Origin of the sequence: Dyella humicola (assembly GCF_026283945.1) — a bacterium.
GTDB lineage: Bacteria > Pseudomonadota > Gammaproteobacteria > Xanthomonadales > Rhodanobacteraceae > Dyella > Dyella humicola.
This window is the reverse complement of record NZ_JAPDPC010000001.1, coordinates 1,116,031-1,135,855: the sequence shown is the minus strand read 5'-3', so window position 1 is coordinate 1,135,855 and position 19,825 is coordinate 1,116,031. Positions and strand designations below refer to the sequence as shown.

The window sequence follows — 19,825 nt, the reverse complement described above, 5'->3', positions numbered from 1 at the left end:
ACAAAAAAAGCCGGCCCCTGACGGGGCCGGCTTTGACGCAATGGTTTGCGGTACGGCTTAGTTGAACGAGGTACCGAAGGTCAGCATGAACGCGCGCGGCTGCAGCAGGCCGTAGGTGGGCGAGCTGGCATAGAGCGAACCGCTCGTCACGGCCAGGAACTGCGCCGAGCTCACGTAGGAGAACGCCTTGCGATCGGTGAGGTTCAGCACATTCAACTTCACGTATGGGTTCTTCAGCAGCTCCCAGCTGTTGAAGCGGTAGCCCGCGCTCAGGTTGAACGTGGTGAAGCCACCCACGCGCTCGGTGTTCATGTAATCGCCATACAGCGAGCTGGTGACGCGCGCCTGCAGGTTGGCCCACAGATGGCTGCCGTCATCGTAACCCAGGCTCACGTTGCCGATGTTGCGGGCGGTGTCCGGCATGGTCTTGCCGTCGGTCGGATAGATGCCGTCGCCGCTGCCACCGTCGATCGAACCGACGATCTGCGCCTTGGTGTAGGTGTACGAGGTGTAGGCCGTCCAGTCCTTCGCGATCTTGTAGCTCAACTCACCGCTGAAGCCGTCCATGTGCATGCGGTGGATCGAGCTGTAGTAGGTGTAGCCCGTTGCTTCGTCGTACGCGCTTTCCTGCTTGTTGTTGTAGTTGCTGTGGTAGACGTCGAGGCTGGCCGACAATGCATCGCCGTAGAAACGGTAGCCAAGATCCGTGTTCCAGGCAGTCTCAGGCGCATTGGCCTGCGACTGCTTGTCGAGCGTGTTCAGCAGCAGCACGGTATTCGGCGGCGCGCGGAAGGTCTTGCCGCTGCCGATGAAGAACTGGTTGCGCTCATCGAGCTGGAACTTGATGCCTGCCGTCGGCAGGAACTTGTTCCAGTTCTTGTCCACATCGGTGAAATTCTGCAGCTTGCCGAATGAGCCCGGCGCGACCGACCCCGGGTATTCCCACACGTAACCGGTGCGGTTCGTCCACAGGTAGCTCACGCCAGCCGTGAAGGTCCACTGGTCGCTCGGGGTCCAGTTGTCGGTGACAAAGCCCTTCTTGATCTCGGTGGTGGTGTACTCGTCATACACCTTCTGCGGCAGGCCACTCACCGGGAAATTGATGAAGTTGGAGTTGCCCCACAGGTCGCCCGGGTTGCCGGCGCTGTCGACGGCACCATAGGTATCAGCCTGGCTCTTGCGCGAGCGCTCGTACCACACGCCGTACTCGAGGCTGTTGTTCAGGCCGAAGTCCTGGTTGAACTTGGCGATCACACCGGGGCGAAACGTCGTGGCCGAAGAGAACGAATAGACCACACCCTTGGTGTTGTTGATCACCTTGCCGTCGCCATTGACGTCCTGATCCGCATAACCGAAGCGATCCGACTGGACGTTGCTCTCGGTCACCGTCGCACCGGCGCCGCTGCCGCCATTGCCGTACCAGAAGTAAGGCACCACGGACAGGCGCAGGCTATCGGCCAGCTTGAATTCACCGTCGAGGCTGAACAGGTAGCTGCGGAACGGGTTGGTACGCAGACCGTAGTAGTAGGTATTGTTGTTGATGGCCGCAGCCGACGAGCCCGGCATCCACGTCCGCGTGTAATCGTAGTCGTAGCCGTTCTGGGCCACCTGGGCCTTGGTCAGCGAACGGTAGTTGATGTTGTTCTGGCGGTTGTACTGCAGCGACGCGCTGATGGAGTTGTCGTCGTTGATGGTCCAGATCGACTTGCCGTCCACCTTGGTCACGTCCATGTCACCCGAACCGCGCCACTTGTCGGCGCTGTTGGTGGAATAGGACAGCCACGAACGGACCGGACCCGTGTCACCCGTATTGAGGCGAAGAAAGGTGCGGCGGTAGTCGTTGTTACCCCAGCTCTGGGTGAAATCGAGGCCGGCCGTGTGCGTCGGGTCGATCGTGGCCCAGCCGATATGGCCGCCGCTGGCGCCAGAGTCCGGCATGTCGATATCCGGAATGCCCTGCAGCACGGTGATGTCGCCCATGTTCTCGGTATCGCCGTATTCGGTCGCATAGACCGAGTAGCTGCCCGAGTCGGTGATCGGCGCGCCGTTGAGCGTCATGCCGATGTCCGAGGAGTCGAAGCCGCGGATGCTGTAATGGCCGTTGGCCAGACCGGTGACGTCGTCGGTCGCAGAATTCACGCCAGGAATCGTGGCGATCATCTGGGTGAAGTTCGCGCCCGGCGAGGCCTGGATGATGGCGTCGCGGGTGATGGTGGAAACCGACTTCGGCGCCGTCTGCACCGACATCAGGCCACCGCCCAGCGACAGTGTCTGCGCCTGCACGGACACGGTGTTCAGCTGCTGCACGCGCTTAGTGTCATTGGACGTCGTCGTGTTGGACGTGCTCGACGCGCTGCGCTGCGCCGTTGCAGCGGCGGCGGCCTGGTCAGTTTGATTTGCTGCATCCTGCGCCCAGCTCGAACCGGCGGCCATACAAAACACGACGGCAATCGCCATGGAAAGGTGGTTTCGTTTCATCGGGTATTTCCTAGATCTCAATGGTTGACTTAATGGGCAAAAAACGCCGCGGCCGGCCGCTGTGGAGTGGCCAGCAAACGATTCAGGGATAAGGGGTACTCGGCCCGACAGAAAATCTTTCGATTAGTCGAAAGACCATGCGCAAGCAATGGTGCTTAAACGCAATTTCATGTCATTTAACGTAATTTTAAACGCTTCCTCCGGGCCAAAAAAAACCCGATCGGAGAAGATCGGGCAAATATCTTGTAGAAGACAACCAGACGACATCGACCCATGCAGCGAAACACTTCTTGTGCATGGGCCAACACGCTAAGGTTGGCATAAGTATTTTACAGTAAATTTACCGATTGCTCACAAGTCTCACCGAAGTTCACTCGTCTGATCGAAACTTCGAACGACTCGCGCAAGCTCCGCGATGGCCGGACGGCGGCATCCTTGCGCCTTTGGCGCAAGGATGCACGACGAGGCGGCGAGTACTACTTGCCTAGATAGCGGGCGCGTTTTGCCGGCTTGAGTGTGGCCAGATCGAGCATTACCAGGCCGTCTACGCAACCCGAAAAACCCGGGTCCTCGCCGAAGGCGAGGAATTGCACACCCGCCGGCTCCACCAGATCCACGTACTGGCGATATAGCACCGGCAGGCTGACACCGAGCGCATCAAGATGATGCTTGAGCTTGCCCAGGCCCGCCGCGGGATCGAGACCTTCAAGCGCGCCGCGCACCAGATCGATCACGGCGGGCGAGACTTCGAACGGTTGCCGCGCAGAGGCCAGGCCTGGCGCGCCGAAGTAATGTTGATGAGCCGCGGCGATCCATTCGCGAGCCTCCAGCGGCAGGCTCACCGACATGCTGACCGGACCGAACAGATAACGTAGCTCCGGATGGCGCTGCAGGTAGAGGCCGATGCCCTGCCACAGCTGGTCCAGCGCGCGCGAGCGCCAGTAGGCCGGTGCGATAAAGCTGCGACCCAATTCCAGGCCTTGCGCCAGGCGCGATTCAAGCGCCGGCGAATAGTTGAACAGGCTGGACGTATACAGGCTTTCCATGCCGCGTTCGGCGATCAGCCGGCCGCCATGTCCAAAGCGGTAGGAGCCGACAATGCGCAGCGCCCTGGGATCCCACAATACGAGGTGCTCGTAGTGCGCGTCATAAACGTCAAGATCGCGCCGCGCCCCCGTACCCTCGCCTACCTTACGGAACGTGAGCTCGCGCAAGCGCCCTATCTCGCGCAGCACCACGCTGTCGGAGGCACCCTTGAACAGCAACACCTGCTTGCCGTCGTTAAGATCGGCCAGCTTTTCGGCATGCGCCTGCAATTCGGCCGCCACGCGATCAATCGGCTCCGGATGGGCCAGCGGCGTCTGCCCACCAAAAATCTGCCCACGGTGGCGCCCCACGCGATAGACGTGGCGGCGCATCAATTTCGCCGCGCGCTTGGCGGAACCGCCACTGCGCTGCTCCAGCTCTTCGGCGGAGACCAGCGCACCTACACTGAAACCAATGCGACGGCTCACCGGGGATATCGCTTCGCGCGGCAGCATGGCCGTGCTCAGGGGCTTGGCCAGCATCGACAAGCCGTAGAACATGGCGGAATTGCGCGCCGCCACATGGATCGGCAACACGGGCACGCGGCTGTGCAGCGCCAACCGTGCAAAGCCATCCGCCCAACGTCCGTCGCTCACGCCGGACGGTCGCACTCTTGAAACCTCGCCCGCCGGAAATACGATCAGTGCCTCGCCATTCTCCAGCGCGCGATAAATGGCGCGCATACGCGACGCGGCGCCCTTGCCGAACACGTCCACGGGCAACAGGAGCTTGTGTAACTGCGGGATGGACATCAACCAGTCGTTCGCGAGGATGCGCACATCGCTGCGCACCGAGCCGACCAGTTGGAGCAGGGTCAGGGCGTCCATCATGCCCACCGGGTGGTTGGCGACAATCAACACGCCGCCTTCGACCGGAATGTTCTCGCGTTCGCGAGGATTCACGAAATAGCTGACGCCGAGGATCTCAAGCGCGCGTTCGACGCAATCGAATCCTTCAGCCTCCCCAATCGCGTCCAGCGTCCGGTTGAAACCATCCTGATCGGCCAGGCGACCCAGCATGCCGGCCATCGGCCGCCGGATCAGGGGATGTTGCGCCAACCATGGCAGACGTTCGGTGAGGGTCTGTTCAACACTGAGCATGACCGCCTCCTTGGGAATACCCCAAATGCTGGTGGCGAATTATGACAGCAAGGTGATCACACAGGGACGAAAAAAGTTACGCAGGGGATCACCCTACGTCTCAAACGGCCAGATGGAGGTACGCTGCCACGCCACTGAGAAACATCTGCACCGACAAGGCAATCAACAGCATGCCCATGACACGCTCAAGCGCGGTGAGCACACTTTCGCCCAGCCAGCGGAACAGGTAGGTCGAGAACAGCAGGATCACCGCCGTCGCCAGCCACGCGCCCAGCAGTGCGATGGCCCAATCCGCCGTACGGCCGGGCTGCGTGTTGGTGAGCAACAGTAACGCCGCCATGGCCGAAGGCCCGGCCACACCAGGAATGGCCAACGGCACGATAAAAGGCTCGCCTTCGCCAGGTTTGCCGAAGATGCCGCCGCCATCCGCCGGTGGAAACACCATGCGTATACCGATCAGGAACAGCACGATGCCGCCGGCAATGCTGATCGACTCCTGCTTAAGCTGCAGCACCTTGAGGATGTGCTGGCCACCGATAAGGAAAACCAGCAAGACGCCCAGTGCGATCAGCAACTCGCGCACCATCACATGGCGACGGCGCTTGGGGGCCACATCCTTCAGCAGGCTTAGGAAGATCGGGATATTGCCCAGCGGATCCATGATCAGGAAGAGCAGGATCGCCGCCGATAGCGTGGTCATCTGCGCTTCCATGTCAGATCTGCCCCTGTCGCACGATCATGCTTGCGGACGCAGGTCGAGTGCGGCGCCGCGCGCCACCCGGCCCTGAGCGCTAAGTAGATAGACCGCTGCAGCAGCGGTGGCATCCGGCAATGGCTGGATGGTGGTGTCTTCGCCGAAGTACGCCGCACGTCGCAAGGTGGTGCGCATCGGCGCCGGTAGCAAGGCATGCGCGCGCAGCGGCGTCTTCTCGGTCTCCTGGTGCAGGATCTCGACCAAGCGTTCGAGTGCCGCCTTGGAAACGCCGTAACCACCCCAGTGGGCGCGCTGCATCAAGGCGGGATCGTCCAGGACAAGGACGACAGCACTGTCTTCCGCCTTCGCCAGCAAAGGCATGCAAGCCTGGGTCAGCGCAAACGGCGCGGATACATTGACGTGCATCGCACGCAGCCAGTCATCCGGCTTGTGGACGGCAAGCGGCGTAAGACCGTTGAAGCTGGCCGCCGCGTGGACGATACCGTCGAGGCGCCCAAAATCGCGCTCAAGGCCGTCGGCCAGCGCCTCGTAATCACGCGGCGTGGCGACTTCCATATCGAGCGGATGAATGACCGGCTCGGACAGTCCCTCACTCACCATGGCGTCATAGAGCTGCTCCAGCTGACGCTTGCGGCGACCGGTGATCACCACCGTCGCGCCGGCGCGCGACGCGGCCCGCGCCACGGCCGCGCCGAGGCCACCATAGGCGCCGGTGACCAGGATCACGCGGCCAGCAAGTGCATCCGCAGTGGACGTCCAACCCTGCGGCAGGTGTACGAACGGCAAGGCCATCAGTGATGCACTCCGGCCACTTCGGCCGCCATGCGCGCGAGTTCACCGGAGACTTTCAAGTCTTCGACGATGTCGCAGCCACCGATCAACTCGCCCTGGATAAACAGCTGCGGAAACGTTGGCCAGTTGGCGTAGTGCGGCAGCGCGGCACGCACATCCGGATCGGCCAGCACGTTCACGGCATGGAATTCCGCGCCTGCCTCTTTCAGTGCCTGCACCGCGCGGCTGGAGAACCCGCACATGGGGAACTGCGGCGTGCCCTTCATGAAGAGCACGATGGCGTGGTCGGCCAGCACGGCCTTGATTCGCTCGTTAACGTCCATAGTCTTTCATTCATCATTACAATGCGTATTGATCGGTAGTGTATCAGCCGTGTATCGGTGGCCGCCTGGCCGCGCCGACCCGGCCAACCCTTAGCCAACGCCCAGGAGCCAACTCATGGCGATCGAACTCCCCGCCCTGCCCTACGAAAAGAACGCGCTCGAACCGCATATTTCCGCCGAGACGCTGGAATATCACTACGGCAAGCATCACCAGGCCTACGTGACCAACCTCAATAACCTGGTCAAGGGCACTGAGTTCGAAAGCGCCTCGCTGGAAGACATCATCAAGAAGTCGTCCGGTGGCGTGTTCAACAATGCAGCCCAGATCTGGAACCACACGTTCTACTGGCACTCGCTGAGCCCGACCGGCGGCAAGGAGCCGACTGGCAAGCTCGCCGACGCCATTACCAAGGCGTTCGGCTCGGTGGAAAAGTTCAAGGAAGAGTTCTCCAAGTCGGCCGTCGGCAATTTCGGCTCCGGCTGGACCTGGCTGGTGCAGCGTGCGGACGGCTCACTGGGCATCGTGAACACCTCCAACGCGGCCACGCCGATCACCGGTAGCGACAAGCCGCTGTTGACCTGCGACGTGTGGGAGCACGCGTACTACATCGACTACCGCAACGCCCGTCCGAAGTACATCGAGGCGTTCTGGAACCTGGTCAACTGGGACTTTGCCGCGAAAAACCTGGCCTGATCGCATCTGGCCAACGCTTCTCGCGTAAAAGAACGGAGCCGGTAACGGCTCCGTTCTTTCATGGGCATCGCTCAGCCGAGTTCGCGTACGGCCGGATCGGCCTGCTGGTCGCGATGGAGCGCATGTGCGATGCCAGCGAGGCGCTCGACCAGTTGTTCCGCATTGGCCGCACCTACCGTGGCATGCCCCACCTTGCGGCCTTCACGCGGCTCCTTGCCGTAGTCGTGCCAGTGCGCATCCACGGCATCAAGCACCGGCGCCGCATCAGGCAGTTCACCGATCCAGTTGAACATCGCCGACAGGCCACGCGCCGACGTATCACCCAACGGCAGGCCAAGCACGGCACGCACATGGTTCTCGAACTGGCTGGTGAGCGCACCCTCGATCGTCCAGTGACCTGAGTTGTGTACGCGCGGCGCCATCTCGTTGCCAAGCAACTGGCCGTCCTTGACGAACAACTCCAGCGCAAACACGCCGACGTAGTCGAGCTTTTCAGCCAGGGTGCGCGCCAGTCCGGTGGCACGCTCCTGCAGCGCTGAGATATCCGGCGCCGGCGCGAGGCTCAACGAGAGCACGCCGTCGGTATGCCAGTTCTGGGTCAACGGCCAGGTACGGAAATCGCCATCGCGACTACGCACGGCGATCACCGAAAGTTCGCGATCGAACGGCACAAAGGCTTCAAGGATGAGGCCATGCGCCGCCGCCTGCGCACCCAGGGCAGCCCAGGCGGCATCGGCGTCCGCCAGCGTCTTGATGCGGAACTGCCCCTTGCCGTCGTAGCCCAGCCGCCGGGTTTTCAGGATGGCCGGCGCACCAATCATCGCCAACGCCTGATCGAGCTCGGCGCGAGTGTCGATCGCCTTGAACGCGGGTGTCGGCAGTCCGCACTCATGAAACAGGGTCTTCTCGGCCAACCGGTCCTGCGCCACGGCCAGGGCACGCGGCGCCGGGAACACCGACACCTTCCGCGCCAGCCAGTGCGCCGTTTCCGCCGGCACGTTTTCGAAATCGAAGGTGACCACGTCGACCCGACCGGCAAAGCGCTCCAAGGCCTCATAGTCGGACCAGTCGGCCACCACCAGCGGCGCTACCTGACCGGCACAGGCATCAGCGGAGCTGTCCACGACCAGGCTCTTCACGCCCAGCGGCGCCGCCGCCAGCGCCAACATGCGGGCGAGCTGACCACCACCCAGAATGCCTACCACCGGTTGACGGCGAGCAGTCACGAACGCGGGTCCGGATGATCCAGCACACTCTGTGTCTGGCGGGCACGGTAGTTGTCCAGCGCGGTGGCCAACGACGCGTCATGCAAGGCCAGCACCGAGGCCGCCAACAGGCCTGCATTCACCGCACCGGCGCGGCCGATGGCCAGCGTTCCGACCGGGATACCCGCAGGCATTTGCGCGATCGACAGCAAAGAATCCATGCCACTGAGGGCCTTCGATTGCACCGGTACGCCGAATACCGGCAAGCGCGTCTTGGCGGACAGCATGCCTGGCAAATGAGCGGCACCGCCGGCACCGGCAATGATCACCTGGATACCGCGACCCACCGCTTGCTCGGCGTACTGGAACAGCAGGTCTGGCGTGCGGTGCGCGGATACCACCCGTACTTCATGCGCCACGCCCAGTTCGACCAGCACGTTAGCCGCGTGCTCCATGGTCTCCCAGTCCGAGCGGGAGCCCATCACAACGCCTACGCGCGGCGGGAGAGAAGTCGAAGTCATGACCCAAGCCATCCAAAAGGGGCTATTGTACGAGTTTTCCGCGCTCCGACACGACCCCGCTTACCATGGACAAACGCCTCCTCGACATCCTGTGCTGCCCCGTCAGCAAGGTTCCGGTCCGTCTGCTCAACCGGACTGAACTCGAAGCCCTGAACAGCGCCATCGGCAACAGCCAGGTCGAAAGCGTGGCCGGCGTCGCCGTCCGTGAAGCCTTGGCCGAGGGCCTGATCACCACTGATCGCAAGGTCATCTACCGGGTCGAAGATGGCATCCCCGTGATGCTCCCGGAGGAAGGCATCGGAACCACCCAACTGCGGGATTTTCCGACCGCCGCCTGACTCTTGCGCCGGACTTTCCCCCTGGCGTAAATCCCTGCCCTTGACGACCGCGTCACAGCCCGACCACGTGGGGCATGACAGCGTGCCCGACTTTACCTTATTGTAGGCTAGCGTATTGTCGCGATGGGCTGATTGAACATCGGCATCACTTAGGGGTGTGGCGATGAAAGACGCCAGTGAACCATCCAATATCGTCAGCCTGAGCCAGCGCCTGGACCCATCCAGCGAGCGCGGAGGCGCCCTCTTGAACAACGTCCGGGACGTCGCAGGTCGTCGCCTGCAGATCTTGATCAACGGCATGTTCGAGCATGTCGACGATGCGCTGTTCGACCTGGCAGAGAAGGCCGAGAACAACGCCGCACAGATGCATTACTTCGACGGCATGCGCGAAGTGCGCAAGCGCCGCCCGATCGTCGAGCGCAGTTTCCTGGCCCAGGTGTCACGGGACCTGAGCGACTTCTCCTCGAACTATCGCAACAATTCGGGCACGACCAGCAGCTCGCCGCTCCCTATCGGGTCGGTGGAATTGTCGCTGGTCGCCGACAACGAACTGGAAGAATCGCTCGCCATCACCAGCATGATCGGCAAGAACGAGTCGCGCCTGACGCGCGATCTTTTTGCTGTGAACCAGCGCCTGTCGGTGATCTACGGTGGCATCCAGATCGACGACGCGAGCAACCCGGTCGGTCCGTCCGCACTGTCCCAGGCGTTCCGCCAGGCGATGCGCGAACTCAACGCCGAGATGCGCGTCAAGCTCATCATCTACAAGTTGTTCGATCGCTACGTACTGGCTTCGCTGGACGAGCTGTACCAGGAGATCAACGCCGAACTGATCAAGGCCGGTGTACTGCCGCAGTTGCGACACGAAGTGGCCCGGGGCGGCGCATCGCGTGCCGGCAGCGGTGCTACCGCTGCGGCGGCGGCCGCCGCAGGTGGCGATCAGGCCGAGGGCGCGTTCCTTTCCGAAGACGAAGGCGTCGCTTCCAGTGAACTGCTGCAGACTTTGCGTACTCTGTTCAGTGCGCGCCGCAGTGGCCTCGAGTCGGCCCACCTGCCGGCCGGCGCGATACAGATGCCCAGCGCCAACGAGCTGATCGGCGCGCTCAGCGTATTGCAGAGCCAGGCCGCCATCAGCCAGCAGATGCCGTTGCGCGCCAGCGATGCGATCGAGCTGGCCGGCGAAGTGCAGCATCTCAAGGAGCATCTGCTCGCCCAGATCGGCTCGCTGCGCGGCGAACGCCCCAGCCAGGTCTCGACGATCGACGAGGACACCATCGATCTCGTCGGCATGCTGTTCGAATTCATTCTCGAAGACCGCAACCTGCCGACCGAGATGCAGGTACTGCTGGCTCGCCTGCAGATTCCTTACCTCAAGGCCGCCATCCTCGATCGCAAGCTGTTCGCGCATCGGCAGCATCCGGCGCGCCGCCTGCTCGACAATCTGGCTGATGCCGCCAAGGGCTGGTCAGCGGAGTCGGATCGTGACCATCGCCTGCACGACAAGGTCAAATCCATCGTCGATCGCCTGCTGCAGGACTTCGACGACGACCTGACCATTTTCGAGCGCCTGTGCACCGAGCTGCAGGAATTCCAAGACATCAGCCGGCGTCGCGCCGAACTGGCAGAGCAACGCGTCGCCGAGTCCACTCGCGGCCGTGAAAAGCTGGAACAGGCTCGTCGCCGCGCCGCTCGCGAAATCCTCAGCCGCATCGGCGATCACGCGTTGCCGCCGCTGATCCACGGCATCCTCACCCGCGCCTGGGCCAACTACCTGGTGCTGACCATCCTGCGCCAGGGTGAAGAGTCCTCCGAGTTCCGCGATGCGGTGCGCTTCACCAATGACTTTATCGACAGCACCAAGCCAGCCCGTACGCTCGACGAGCGTCGCGCGCTGCGCCAGATGCTGCCGGGCATCGAGCGTGCCCTGCGCCGCGGCCTGGCCAATGTCGCCTTCCAGGAAAGCGACATCGACCGCCTGCTGGCTCAGCTGCACACCTATTACCGCCATCAGCTCGGCGAGCCTGTGCCGGAGGCCGAGGTACACGCGGCGGAAGAATCCACCACGCTGCCGATACCCGAGAGCATCCAGCCGATCGTCGAAAGCGAAGCCGAGCTGGCCCGGTCCGAAGCTGAGGCTGAGCCCGCCCTCGATACGCCGGAGATGCTGCTGGTCTCCGAGCTCAAGCCTGGTACGTGGCTTGAGTTCATGACCGGCCCGGAGACCATCGAGCGCGCCAAGCTTTCGTGGATCAGCCCGATGAGCGGACGCTACCTGTTCGTGAACCGCCGCGGTCTCAAAGTGGCCGACCACGCCCCGCAAGAACTTGCCGCAGCGCTCGCGGCGGGTACGGCACGCGTGCTTGATTCCACGGCACTGTTTGACCGCGCCCTGGATGCCATCGTCGGCCGTCTTAGCCTGCCTGCCACGGCGACCGCCACCGATACCGAATGACTTCACTCTCGCTTGCTCCACCATCACCCGAGCTGATCCGCGCGGATGTGGAACGCTGCTTTGCCGAAGACATCGGCACTGGAGACGCCACGGCCGACCTGTTGCCAGCTGACGCACTCGCAAGCGCCACCCTGACCTGCCGCGAAGATGCGGTGATGGCGGGGATCGACTGGTTCAATGCCTGCTTCCGCCAGCTCGATCCACAGGTAACGATCGACTGGGCGCTAGGTGATGGTGAGCGCGCCCATGCGGGCGCGGTGATTTGCCGGATTCGCGGCAACGCGCGCGCCATGGTGAGCGCCGAGCGTTCTGCACTCAACTTCCTGCAGCTGTTGTCGGGCACGGCGACCATCACGGCAGCCTACGTCGCCGCCGTTGCTGGCACCGGCGTGCGCGTGCTGGACACCCGCAAGACCGTGCCAGGGCTGCGCTTGGCCCAGAAATACGCCGTGCTATGCGGCGGCGGCCACAATCACCGGATCGGCCTCTACGACGCCATCCTCGTTAAAGAAAACCACATCATCGCGGCCGGTGGCATCGAGCGGGCAGCCAAGGCCGCGCGTCAACTCCATCCGTCGCTGCTGCTCGAAGTCGAGGTCGAAAACCTCGAAGAGCTACAGCAGGCGCTGGAAGCGGGCGCCGATCGCATCATGCTGGACAACTTCACCCTGCCCTTGATGCGCGAAGCCGTCGCCATCGCGAAAGGTCGTGCAGACCTGGAAATTTCCGGCAACGTGGATCTGTCGACCATTGGCGACTTCGCGCGCACCGGCGTGGACTTCATCTCGGTAGGTGCACTGACCAAGCACGTGCACGCGGTTGATCTTTCGTTGCGATTGCAACTGGATTGATCCGCTAGCGATCTTCTGCATGGCTAACGGAAAACCCGCGCAGCCCTTGCATGCCGTCGGCCGAGCCTACACTCTCGCTGCATGAGCGAACTTTCGGACCTGCTTCTGCTGGTGCTGCTGCTGGCCGTGATCGGCCTTTGGCTGAAGCTTAGCCGTGCCCGCGAACAGGCTACCCAGGAAGGCCGTCAGCAATGCCAACAACATGGCCTGCAACTGCTCGACGAAAGCGTGGGCCTGCGTGGCGTGCGCATGCGCCGCATCGATGGCCGCTGGCTACTGGAACGCTGCTACTCGTTCGAAGTGAGTATCGATGGGGACGATCGCGAACCGGGCCAGCTATGGATGATCGGTCAAACGCTCACCGGCGTGAGCCTGCCCACCATCCAGAGCCATCTACCAGGCATGAGTTCGGAGCACGTGCCACCGACACCGGCTGACAACGTGGTGCCGATACGCCCTCGCTTGCCCAAGGATAGCCGCCTCCATTGAGCCGGCGGGGCGCTTCAACTACTTGACCACGCGAAGGAACGGCGCACTGCGCTTGGGTTTGTCGCCCGCATCGTCCTTTTCAGGAGTCGGCGGCGTGTCGTCCGGATCAGGGGTGGTCGGCGGCGGCGTGTCGCCATCTTCATCAGCCGGGAACATCATGCCCTGGCCGTTCTCCTGTGCGTACAACGCCAGGACGGCCGAAATGGGGATATGAATGTTGTGGCTGACACCGGAGAAGCGGGCCTGAAAGCTGATCCAATCGTTACCCAGATCGAGATTGGCAACGGCACGCATCGCCAGGTTCAGCACCACCTGCCCGTTCTTCACCACCTGCGGCGGCACCCGCACACCCTCGCGCCCGGCATCCACCAGGACGTAGGGAGTGAGGTTGTTGTCGCTGATCCAATCGTAGATGGCCCGCAGCAGGTACGGGCGATTGGGGGTCATCGGCGGGAGCTTGTCGTCGGTCATGCAAAAACCTATTGATGGAAGCCCATGGCGGAATCGCCACAGCTTGCCAGGGAGATCGGAGGAGTTTAAGCCAACTCGGGGCTAGATGAAGGTAAATCTGCCGCGAGCGGCGCAGGTTTGCCGCTACATTCCAGCCGGAAACCGGTCGGCGCCTGGCCGCGGCGCCGCGGACGCCAAGCGGCAACTCAGGGCCGCATGGCCTTTTCTTCGGCGGTCAGGCTGCGCGCATAGCCTTGGCTGGCGAACAACCGCTCGCCATAGTCGAGGATCGGCTTACCCTCACGCCCCAGATCCACCCCCAACCATGGCAGCCGCCAGACCACCGGTGCCACCAGGCAGTCCGCGAGGCTCATTTCAGGGTTGAGGAAGAATTTCGACGCCTTGAACAGCGGTAACGACGCCAGCAAGTGCTCACGCAAGCGCTTGCGGGCGGTATCGGCGGGTCGCCCTCCAGCCCGGATGGCATCGATCTCGGGCAGCCAGTCCAGCTCGATCCGCACCGCGGCGAGACGCAGCCTGGCCCGGGACAGCGGGTCGATCGGCATCAAGGGCGGGTGGGGGTAGCGCTCGTCGAGGTATTCGCAGACGACCGCCGTGTCATAGAGCGTAAGGTCACGGTCGACCAGAGTCGGCGTCGTGCCATACGGGTTCAGGTCAAGCAGGTCTTCCGGCGGCCTGGCCGGGTCCACCAATACCCGCTCGTAGGTGACGCCTTTAGCGGCGAGCACCAACCGTGTGCGGTGGCATTGAATGCCGTCCGCGGTGGTATAGAGGGCGAGTGCGGTACGCGAACGAGCACTTGGAACCATGCGCGATCTCCCCATCGACGTTAAGCGGGTACGGCGGCTCAAGGCCGCCGTACCTCAGGCTATGGAGCAACGTCTTAGTGCACGTCCTTCCAGTATTCCTTCTTTAGCAGATATGCCAGGAAAGTGAAGCCTGCCAGGAAGAGCAGCACCCAGATGCCGTAACGCTGACGCTGCAGCGCCGCTGGCTCGGAAACGTACTCAAGGAACGTAGTCAGGTCACGTGTGGCCTGCTGGAACTGTGCCGGCGTGAGCTTGCCCGGCTGCGACAGTTCGAGCTTCTCCACTTCCTCGCCACCGTTTTTCATCACGGCGGTCTGCAGGCCCTGCAGCTCCCACAGCGGATTGGGCATGGAGGCGTTCGGGAACACCGTGTTGTTCCAGCCCACCGGGCGGGTCGGGTCCAGATAGAAGGAGTTGAGGTAGCCGTAGACCCAGTCAGCGGTCTTGGCGCGCACTTCCAGCGAGAGATCCGGCGGCGCCTTGCCGAAGAACTGCTGGGCCGAATCCTCCGGCATGTGCGAGATCACCGTGTCGCCAAACTTCGCACCGGTGAAGTTGAGGTTGTTCATCACCTCCTGTTCGGACAGGCCAAGGTCCTCGGCAATACGCGAGTAACGCGCGTACTTCAGCGAGTGGCAACCGACGCAGTAGTTGAAGAACAGCTTGGCGCCACGCTGCAACGAAGCCTGGTCACGGACATTGGTGCCGGCCGAGGGCAAGCCGCCCTCTTCCGATGCCATGGCCGAGGTGGTGCCGACCAACAGGCCGATCGCAAGCGCAAACGAGGAGATGGTTTTCTTCATCGAGGACTGTCGCTTAGTCATGGTCAAACACCACCCGCTCCGGCACCGGCTTGGTCTTTTCCCAGCCCAGATGCGTGTAGCACCAAAGGAACACGAAGTACCCGAAGTAGATGACGGTCATCACGCGACCAAATGCGTTCTCCCAGAAGGTCGCGTCCGAAGGGACCCAGTCGACGAGCTTCTCGCCGACCACGCCCGCACCCACGAGGGCGAGGCCGATGAAGGAGCCAGCAAACGTCATCAGCGCCACCTTGAAACCGGTGCCGCGATAACGGATCGAGCGCACCTTGCCGGCGTCGATCCACGGCAACAGGAACAGCAGGGCGATCGCGCCGAACATACCCAGCACGCCCCAGAAGGCCGTGCCGAAGAACGACGGGATCATGCGCAGGATTGCGTAGAACGGGGTGAAGTACCAGGAAGGCTTGATGTGGGTCGGTGTCACCAGGTTGTTGGCCGGGATGAAGTTGTCGTGCTCCAGGAACCAGCCACCCACGGTGGGCGAGAAGAAGATGATGAACGCCGCGATCATCATGAAGAAGCCCACCGCCACGAGGTCGTGCACGGTGTAGTACGGATGGAACGGAATGCCGTCAGCCGGCTTGTTCGGGTTCCAGCGGTTGCCCTTGGGCCCATGCTTGATATCGACGCCGTCCGGGTTGTTCGAACCCACTTCGTGCAACGCGAAGATGTGCAGCACCACCAGCAACAGCAGCACCAGCGGCAGCGCGATCACGTGCAGCGCGAAGAAGCGGTTGAGCGTGGCGTCCGCCGGCAGGTAGTCACCCATGATCCATTCGACCAGGGTGCCGCCAATGACGGGCACCGTGCCGAACAGCGAGATGATCACCTTGGCGCCCCAGAACGACATGTTGCCCCACGGCAACACGTAGCCCATGAAGGCCTCGGCCATCAGCGCCAGGAACACCAGCATGCCCAGCAGCCACACCAGCTCGCGCGGCTTGTGGTACGAGCCGTACATCAGGCCGCGGAACATGTGCAGGAACACCACCACGAAGAACAGCGAGGCGCCGGTGGAGTGCATGTAGCGGATCAGCCAGCCCCACTCCACGTCACGCATGATGTACTCGACCGAGTTGAAGGCTTCCGCCGCACTCGTCTTGTAGTTCATGGTGAGGAAGATGCCGGTGACGATCTGGTTGACGAACACCAGCAGCGCCAACACACCGAAGTAGTACCAGAAGTTGAAATTCTTCGGCGCGTAATACTCGGTCATGTGCTTGCGATACACCGGCATCAGGCCCGGTGCGCGCTCATTGACCCAATCGCCCATGCGCGTGAATGCGTTGGCCATTAGCCGGCCTCCTTCGGATCCACACCAATCTGGATGTGCGTGTCGTCGACGAAATGGTACGGCGGCACCAGCAGGTTCTTCGGTGCCGGCACGCCCTGGTAGACGCGGCCCGCCATGTCATAGCGTGACTTGTGGCAGGGGCAGTAGAAACCGCCCTTCCATTCGGGGTCGAACGGCTCGGGCTTCATCGTCGGTACGAAGTCGGGCACGCAGCCCAGATGGGTGCAAAGGCCAACCAGCACCAGCCATTCCGGCTTGATCGAGCGGCCTTCATTCTGCGCGTAAGCAGGCTGCTGCTCGGCGGAGCCGCTGTTCGACTTTGCATCGACGAGGCGGGCATCCTGACTGGGCAGCGCATCAAGCTGAGCCTGGGTGCGGTTCACCACGAACACCGGTAGACCACGCCACGGGAAAGTCACCTTCTGGCCCGACTCGATCTTGCCGATGTCGACCGTCACTGGTGCGCCTGCGGACTTGGCCCTCGCACTGGGCTCCCACGACTTAATGAAGGGCACGACTGCCGCAACGACTCCTACTCCACCAACCACGGCTGTGGTCGCTGTGAGGAAACGGCGGCGGCCGTGATCGACGACTTCGTTCGCCATCAGGCTCTCCGGAACTTACATGCCATTGAGACGCGGAACTGGAGTTCCACAGGTACTTGCCAAGCGAGTCATCCTGTCCCGCAGCAAGCATGGCATGCCGAGAGAACCCCCTACCCAGAAAGCAGGCACGCATGGTGTTAGCGAGGGTCAGTGTAGCGGTTTGCACGCTGCCTTCGCTTTCGGTCACCCTGCGTCCCCCCCTGTTTCCGGGACGACCCGCTTCGCAAGTGCCAGCAGAATCTGGCTCCCACAAAAAACGCGTTAGTGTAGCGTCAGGGCCTGACTCGTACAATAAAGCCGCCGGGTCTGTCGCTTCCACGCACAACCCATCCTAACGCCTTGCCAAGAAACGCATAACGACATGAAACATGCCGCAGGCACACTCGCCTTCATCGCCCGCTTCGTCGTGATCGGGCTTGCGGCTGCGTTCGTGATCAGCTTGATATGGCCCGGTGTCGGCCATCGCCTGCGCACGCATTTCGGATTGAGTCCGACCGAAATCGAGACCTCCTCCTCCACCTCCGCGCCAGCCGAACGTGTCGCGGGCCCCGCGTCCTATGCAGACGCGGTAAAGCGCGCCGCTCCTTCCGTGGTGAACATTTATGCCAACAAGATGGTCACCGAGCAGGCCGTGCAGATGTATACGGACCCGGTGCTGCAACGTCTCTTCGGCGGTCGCCCGGCGGGGCCCGCCTACAAGCGGCGCGAGCAGAGCCTGGGCTCGGGCGTCATCGTCAGCAGCCAGGGCTATGTGCTCACCAATAATCATGTGATCGCCAACGCCGACGACATCCAGGTGCTGCTTTACGACGGCCGCGTCGCCAAGGCCAAGGTGGTGGGGGCCGACGTGGAGACCGACCTGGCGGTACTGAAGATCGATGCAAGCAACCTGCCGGTCATCCATATCGCCGACCGCCAACCCGTGCGCACCGGCGATGTGGTGTTGGCCATTGGCAACCCCTTGGGCCTCAACCAGACCGTGACCATGGGCATTGTCAGCGCCATCGGCCGCCAATTGAGCAGCGCCAGTCCGGAGGACTTCATCCAGACGGACGCGGCGATCAACCTGGGTAACTCTGGCGGCGCCCTGGTCAACTCCGAGGGCGAGCTGGTCGGCATCAATACGCTGCTGATTGGCAAGGCGGCCAATGCCGAGGGCATCGGCTTCGCCATTCCCGTCAGCAGCGCCAAGAAAGTGCTCGACCAGATCATCGACACGGGCCATGTCGTACGCGGATGGATGGGCGCGGACTACACGTTCGTTCCGATCGCCGCAGACAGCGGCCTTCCCGCCGCCGCCCGCGGCGCCCAGGTCACCGACATCTATCCTGGCGGCCCTGCCGCCCAGGCCGGCATCCAGCCCCACGACATCCTGCTGCGCATCGGCTCGGACGATATCGCCGACCCGGCCGACCTGCGTCGGCACGAGGCGGCTCTCAAGCCGGGTAGCAAGGTCGAGGTATCGGGCCTGCGCAATGGCTCGCCGTTCCATGCGGAAGTGATCCTGGCGCAGCGGCCGCCAATGACGCCGACCGCCTCACTGGATGGCTGAGATCGTGAGCAGGAGCTAGATGCCGGCGACGACCGGCGTACGTCCTGCCGGCGGTCGCATGGCCAGACCGTAGCGTTTGCGCAAGGTGCCGACACGCTCCACATAAACCTGCGTTTCGGCGTACGGCGGTACGCCGTTGTAGCGTTGCACGGCCGCGGGGCCAGCGTTGTAGGCCGCAGCAGCCAGCCGCTCGTTGCCACTGAACGTACGCAGCAGCAGTCCCAGGTAGCGCGCACCGCCGCGAATGTTCTGCGCAGTGTCGAACGCGTCGCGCACGCCCATGTCGAGCGCCGTACCAGGCATCAGCTGCATCAGGCCCTGGGCACCCTTGAGCGACATCGCGCGTGGATTGAACGCGCTTTCGGCATGGATGATGGCGCGCAGAAAGGCCTCATCCACACCGGACTCCTGGCTCGCCAGCTGGATCACATCGGCATAGGCGGTAACGTTGAGCGCCACCGAGTCCCAGCGGATGTTCGAATGCAGATTGCAGGCCACACAGGTCGCGATATAGCTGAACAACATGGTTACCGAGTGGTCCTGCTGTCCAGCAGGACGCACATTGGTGTACTCCACGCTGCCATCGCGGCGAGTGACGCGATAGACCGCGCCACGCAGCACCCGGTCGCCGCCAGCGGAGACATCGGCCACCGGTGTGGCGGGTGCGGAACGGCTGGTAGCCGGACTGGTGTCGGCATAGCTCCACTGCCCCGGCTTGCCAGTGGGCGTTGAAGGAAGGGGCAGGCGAGCTGTCGTTTCTACCGTGCCCTCGATCTGCGCCAGCGATGCCATCACCGGCTTGGCGACGGCACGCTCGGGTGCGACCCGCGCCGAGGTTTCGACCGAGCCCTGCACCTCGGTCAGTGAAGCGGGCGGTGCCTTGGGTCGCGATTTGCTGCGCACCGCGTCGGGTGAGCCGCCGATGCGGCTGCAGTCGTGGTAACCGGCCGTACCGCTGCTGAAGACGACTTCGCCCGAGGCGCCGGTGCAGCGATACAGCGCGCCAGCATGGGCGCGCGCCGCAAATCCAAGCAGGCCAGCCGCCAACAGGCAAGCCGCGACCATCCACCGCAGGGCAGGACGCCCCACCGGCAAGGCGAAACATCCGGTCACGCGCTGCCCAACAGGCATCGCGCCGGTCCACCCGGAGCCGCCCCGCTCTCGCAGCCCGCCCCTTGGGTTACCGCGGTTACCCAGCCACGCACCCACATAGATCCCCCTTCCCT

At 63.0% G+C, this 19,825-nt stretch carries 19 protein-coding genes; 6 read left to right on the top strand and 13 right to left on the bottom strand.

From position 1 onward, the window contains the following. Nucleotides 1–57 precede the first annotated feature (57 nt). From OUZ30_RS04895 to grxD, 5 genes are all read right to left on the bottom strand, one after another. Nucleotides 58–2,478: a TonB-dependent receptor gene (locus tag OUZ30_RS04895; RefSeq protein ID WP_266181066.1), complete on the bottom strand. Its 2,421-nt coding sequence runs from the start codon at nucleotides 2,476–2,478 to the stop codon at nucleotides 58–60. Nucleotides 2,479–2,954: 476 nt separating this feature from the next. After that, complete coding sequence (gene olsF, locus OUZ30_RS04890; RefSeq protein WP_266181065.1) at nucleotides 2,955–4,664, bottom strand: bifunctional ornithine lipid synthase OlsF; 1,710 nt, start codon at nucleotides 4,662–4,664, stop codon at nucleotides 2,955–2,957. A gap of 100 nt (nucleotides 4,665–4,764) precedes the next feature. Continuing rightward, complete coding sequence (locus OUZ30_RS04885) at nucleotides 4,765–5,364, bottom strand: YhgN family NAAT transporter (protein WP_266183103.1); 600 nt, start codon at nucleotides 5,362–5,364, stop codon at nucleotides 4,765–4,767. A 36-nt stretch (nucleotides 5,365–5,400) separates the two neighbouring features. Beyond that, nucleotides 5,401–6,171 carry an SDR family NAD(P)-dependent oxidoreductase gene (locus OUZ30_RS04880; RefSeq protein WP_266181063.1) on the bottom strand — a complete coding sequence of 257 codons (771 nt, stop codon included), beginning with the start codon at nucleotides 6,169–6,171 and terminating at the stop codon, nucleotides 5,401–5,403. After that, nucleotides 6,171–6,494, bottom strand: a complete 324-nt coding sequence (gene grxD, locus OUZ30_RS04875) for a Grx4 family monothiol glutaredoxin (protein WP_266181062.1) — start codon at nucleotides 6,492–6,494, stop codon at nucleotides 6,171–6,173. The genes OUZ30_RS04880 and grxD overlap by 1 nt, the downstream gene beginning before the upstream one ends. Nucleotides 6,495–6,609: 115 nt before the next feature. Here grxD and sodB point away from each other — a divergent pair, with 115 nt between their 5' ends. Beyond that, nucleotides 6,610–7,188 (top strand): superoxide dismutase [Fe], encoded by a 579-nt coding sequence (gene sodB / locus OUZ30_RS04870; RefSeq protein WP_266181061.1) that lies wholly within the window; start codon nucleotides 6,610–6,612, stop codon nucleotides 7,186–7,188. A 71-nt stretch (nucleotides 7,189–7,259) separates the two neighbouring features. Here sodB and OUZ30_RS04865 read toward each other — a convergent pair whose 3' ends face one another. Beyond that, entirely contained in the window at nucleotides 7,260–8,414 is a 1,155-nt protein-coding gene (locus OUZ30_RS04865; RefSeq protein WP_266181060.1) for a 5-(carboxyamino)imidazole ribonucleotide synthase, read from the bottom strand. Then, complete coding sequence (purE, locus tag OUZ30_RS04860) at nucleotides 8,411–8,914, bottom strand: 5-(carboxyamino)imidazole ribonucleotide mutase (protein ID WP_266181059.1); 504 nt, start codon at nucleotides 8,912–8,914, stop codon at nucleotides 8,411–8,413. The genes OUZ30_RS04865 and purE overlap by 4 nt, the downstream gene beginning before the upstream one ends. 65 nt (nucleotides 8,915–8,979) lie before the next feature. Here purE and OUZ30_RS04855 point away from each other — a divergent pair, with 65 nt between their 5' ends. From OUZ30_RS04855 to OUZ30_RS04840, 4 genes are all read left to right on the top strand, one after another. Then, complete coding sequence (locus OUZ30_RS04855; RefSeq protein WP_266181058.1) at nucleotides 8,980–9,252, top strand: Trm112 family protein; 273 nt, start codon at nucleotides 8,980–8,982, stop codon at nucleotides 9,250–9,252. 163 nt (nucleotides 9,253–9,415) lie between these two features. Continuing rightward, nucleotides 9,416–11,704 carry a DUF1631 domain-containing protein gene (locus OUZ30_RS04850; protein WP_266181057.1) on the top strand — a complete coding sequence of 763 codons (2,289 nt, stop codon included), beginning with the start codon at nucleotides 9,416–9,418 and terminating at the stop codon, nucleotides 11,702–11,704. Beyond that, the gene (gene nadC, locus OUZ30_RS04845; RefSeq protein ID WP_266181056.1) at nucleotides 11,701–12,555 is read left to right on the top strand and encodes a carboxylating nicotinate-nucleotide diphosphorylase; all 855 of its coding nucleotides are present in this window, start codon (nucleotides 11,701–11,703) and stop codon (nucleotides 12,553–12,555) included. The genes OUZ30_RS04850 and nadC overlap by 4 nt, the downstream gene beginning before the upstream one ends. A gap of 81 nt (nucleotides 12,556–12,636) precedes the next feature. Further along, nucleotides 12,637–13,044 carry a DUF3301 domain-containing protein gene (locus OUZ30_RS04840; RefSeq protein WP_266181055.1) on the top strand — a complete coding sequence of 136 codons (408 nt, stop codon included), beginning with the start codon at nucleotides 12,637–12,639 and terminating at the stop codon, nucleotides 13,042–13,044. Nucleotides 13,045–13,062: 18 nt separating this feature from the next. Here OUZ30_RS04840 and OUZ30_RS04835 read toward each other — a convergent pair whose 3' ends face one another. The 5 genes from OUZ30_RS04835 to petA form a co-directional block, all read right to left on the bottom strand. Next, complete coding sequence (locus OUZ30_RS04835; RefSeq protein ID WP_266181054.1) at nucleotides 13,063–13,515, bottom strand: ClpXP protease specificity-enhancing factor; 453 nt, start codon at nucleotides 13,513–13,515, stop codon at nucleotides 13,063–13,065. A gap of 185 nt (nucleotides 13,516–13,700) precedes the next feature. Beyond that, the gene (locus OUZ30_RS04830; protein WP_266181052.1) at nucleotides 13,701–14,324 is read right to left on the bottom strand and encodes a glutathione S-transferase N-terminal domain-containing protein; all 624 of its coding nucleotides are present in this window, start codon (nucleotides 14,322–14,324) and stop codon (nucleotides 13,701–13,703) included. A gap of 74 nt (nucleotides 14,325–14,398) precedes the next feature. Continuing rightward, nucleotides 14,399–15,148 (bottom strand): cytochrome c1, encoded by a 750-nt coding sequence (locus OUZ30_RS04825; RefSeq protein ID WP_425601476.1) that lies wholly within the window; start codon nucleotides 15,146–15,148, stop codon nucleotides 14,399–14,401. Beyond that, complete coding sequence (locus OUZ30_RS04820) at nucleotides 15,141–16,442, bottom strand: cytochrome b (protein WP_266181051.1); 1,302 nt, start codon at nucleotides 16,440–16,442, stop codon at nucleotides 15,141–15,143. The genes OUZ30_RS04825 and OUZ30_RS04820 overlap by 8 nt, the downstream gene beginning before the upstream one ends. Then, nucleotides 16,442–17,047 carry a ubiquinol-cytochrome c reductase iron-sulfur subunit gene (petA, locus tag OUZ30_RS04815; protein ID WP_266181050.1) on the bottom strand — a complete coding sequence of 202 codons (606 nt, stop codon included), beginning with the start codon at nucleotides 17,045–17,047 and terminating at the stop codon, nucleotides 16,442–16,444. Before petA ends, OUZ30_RS04820 begins: the two co-directional genes overlap by 1 nt. 361 nt (nucleotides 17,048–17,408) lie before the next feature. Between petA and OUZ30_RS04810 the strand changes: the two genes are divergently transcribed. After that, nucleotides 17,409–18,599: a S1C family serine protease gene (locus OUZ30_RS04810; RefSeq protein ID WP_266181049.1), complete on the top strand. Its 1,191-nt coding sequence runs from the start codon at nucleotides 17,409–17,411 to the stop codon at nucleotides 18,597–18,599. 15 nt (nucleotides 18,600–18,614) lie between these two features. On the opposite strand, the gene OUZ30_RS04805 is transcribed toward OUZ30_RS04810, so the two are convergent. Further along, complete coding sequence (locus OUZ30_RS04805) at nucleotides 18,615–19,730, bottom strand: lytic transglycosylase domain-containing protein (protein ID WP_266181048.1); 1,116 nt, start codon at nucleotides 19,728–19,730, stop codon at nucleotides 18,615–18,617. Between the last annotated feature and the right edge of the window lie 95 nt (nucleotides 19,731–19,825).

Excerpts from the sequence above, each read along its gene's own strand:
- OUZ30_RS04885 (WP_266183103.1), bottom strand. The coding sequence starts at position 5,364 with ATGACCACGCTATCGGCGGCGATCCTGCTCTTCCTGATCATGGATCCG.
- OUZ30_RS04830 (WP_266181052.1), bottom strand. The coding sequence starts at position 14,324 with ATGGTTCCAAGTGCTCGTTCGCGTACCGCACTCGCCCTCTATACCACC.
- OUZ30_RS04805 (WP_266181048.1), bottom strand. The coding sequence starts at position 19,730 with ATGCCTGTTGGGCAGCGCGTGACCGGATGTTTCGCCTTGCCGGTGGGG.
- sodB (WP_266181061.1), top strand. The coding sequence starts at position 6,610 with ATGGCGATCGAACTCCCCGCCCTGCCCTACGAAAAGAACGCGCTCGAA.
- OUZ30_RS04810 (WP_266181049.1), top strand. The coding sequence starts at position 17,409 with ATGAAACATGCCGCAGGCACACTCGCCTTCATCGCCCGCTTCGTCGTG.
- OUZ30_RS04820 (WP_266181051.1), bottom strand. The coding sequence starts at position 16,442 with ATGGCCAACGCATTCACGCGCATGGGCGATTGGGTCAATGAGCGCGCA.
- OUZ30_RS04825 (WP_425601476.1), bottom strand. The coding sequence starts at position 15,148 with ATGACTAAGCGACAGTCCTCGATGAAGAAAACCATCTCCTCGTTTGCG.
- OUZ30_RS04895 (WP_266181066.1), bottom strand. The coding sequence starts at position 2,478 with ATGAAACGAAACCACCTTTCCATGGCGATTGCCGTCGTGTTTTGTATG.
- olsF (WP_266181065.1), bottom strand. The coding sequence starts at position 4,664 with ATGCTCAGTGTTGAACAGACCCTCACCGAACGTCTGCCATGGTTGGCG.
- OUZ30_RS04840 (WP_266181055.1), top strand. The coding sequence starts at position 12,637 with ATGAGCGAACTTTCGGACCTGCTTCTGCTGGTGCTGCTGCTGGCCGTG.
- nadC (WP_266181056.1), top strand. The coding sequence starts at position 11,701 with ATGACTTCACTCTCGCTTGCTCCACCATCACCCGAGCTGATCCGCGCG.
- OUZ30_RS04855 (WP_266181058.1), top strand. The coding sequence starts at position 8,980 with ATGGACAAACGCCTCCTCGACATCCTGTGCTGCCCCGTCAGCAAGGTT.
- OUZ30_RS04850 (WP_266181057.1), top strand. The coding sequence starts at position 9,416 with ATGAAAGACGCCAGTGAACCATCCAATATCGTCAGCCTGAGCCAGCGC.
- purE (WP_266181059.1), bottom strand. The coding sequence starts at position 8,914 with ATGACTTCGACTTCTCTCCCGCCGCGCGTAGGCGTTGTGATGGGCTCC.
- grxD (WP_266181062.1), bottom strand. The coding sequence starts at position 6,494 with ATGGACGTTAACGAGCGAATCAAGGCCGTGCTGGCCGACCACGCCATC.
- OUZ30_RS04880 (WP_266181063.1), bottom strand. The coding sequence starts at position 6,171 with ATGGCCTTGCCGTTCGTACACCTGCCGCAGGGTTGGACGTCCACTGCG.
- OUZ30_RS04835 (WP_266181054.1), bottom strand. The coding sequence starts at position 13,515 with ATGACCGACGACAAGCTCCCGCCGATGACCCCCAATCGCCCGTACCTG.
- petA (WP_266181050.1), bottom strand. The coding sequence starts at position 17,047 with ATGGCGAACGAAGTCGTCGATCACGGCCGCCGCCGTTTCCTCACAGCG.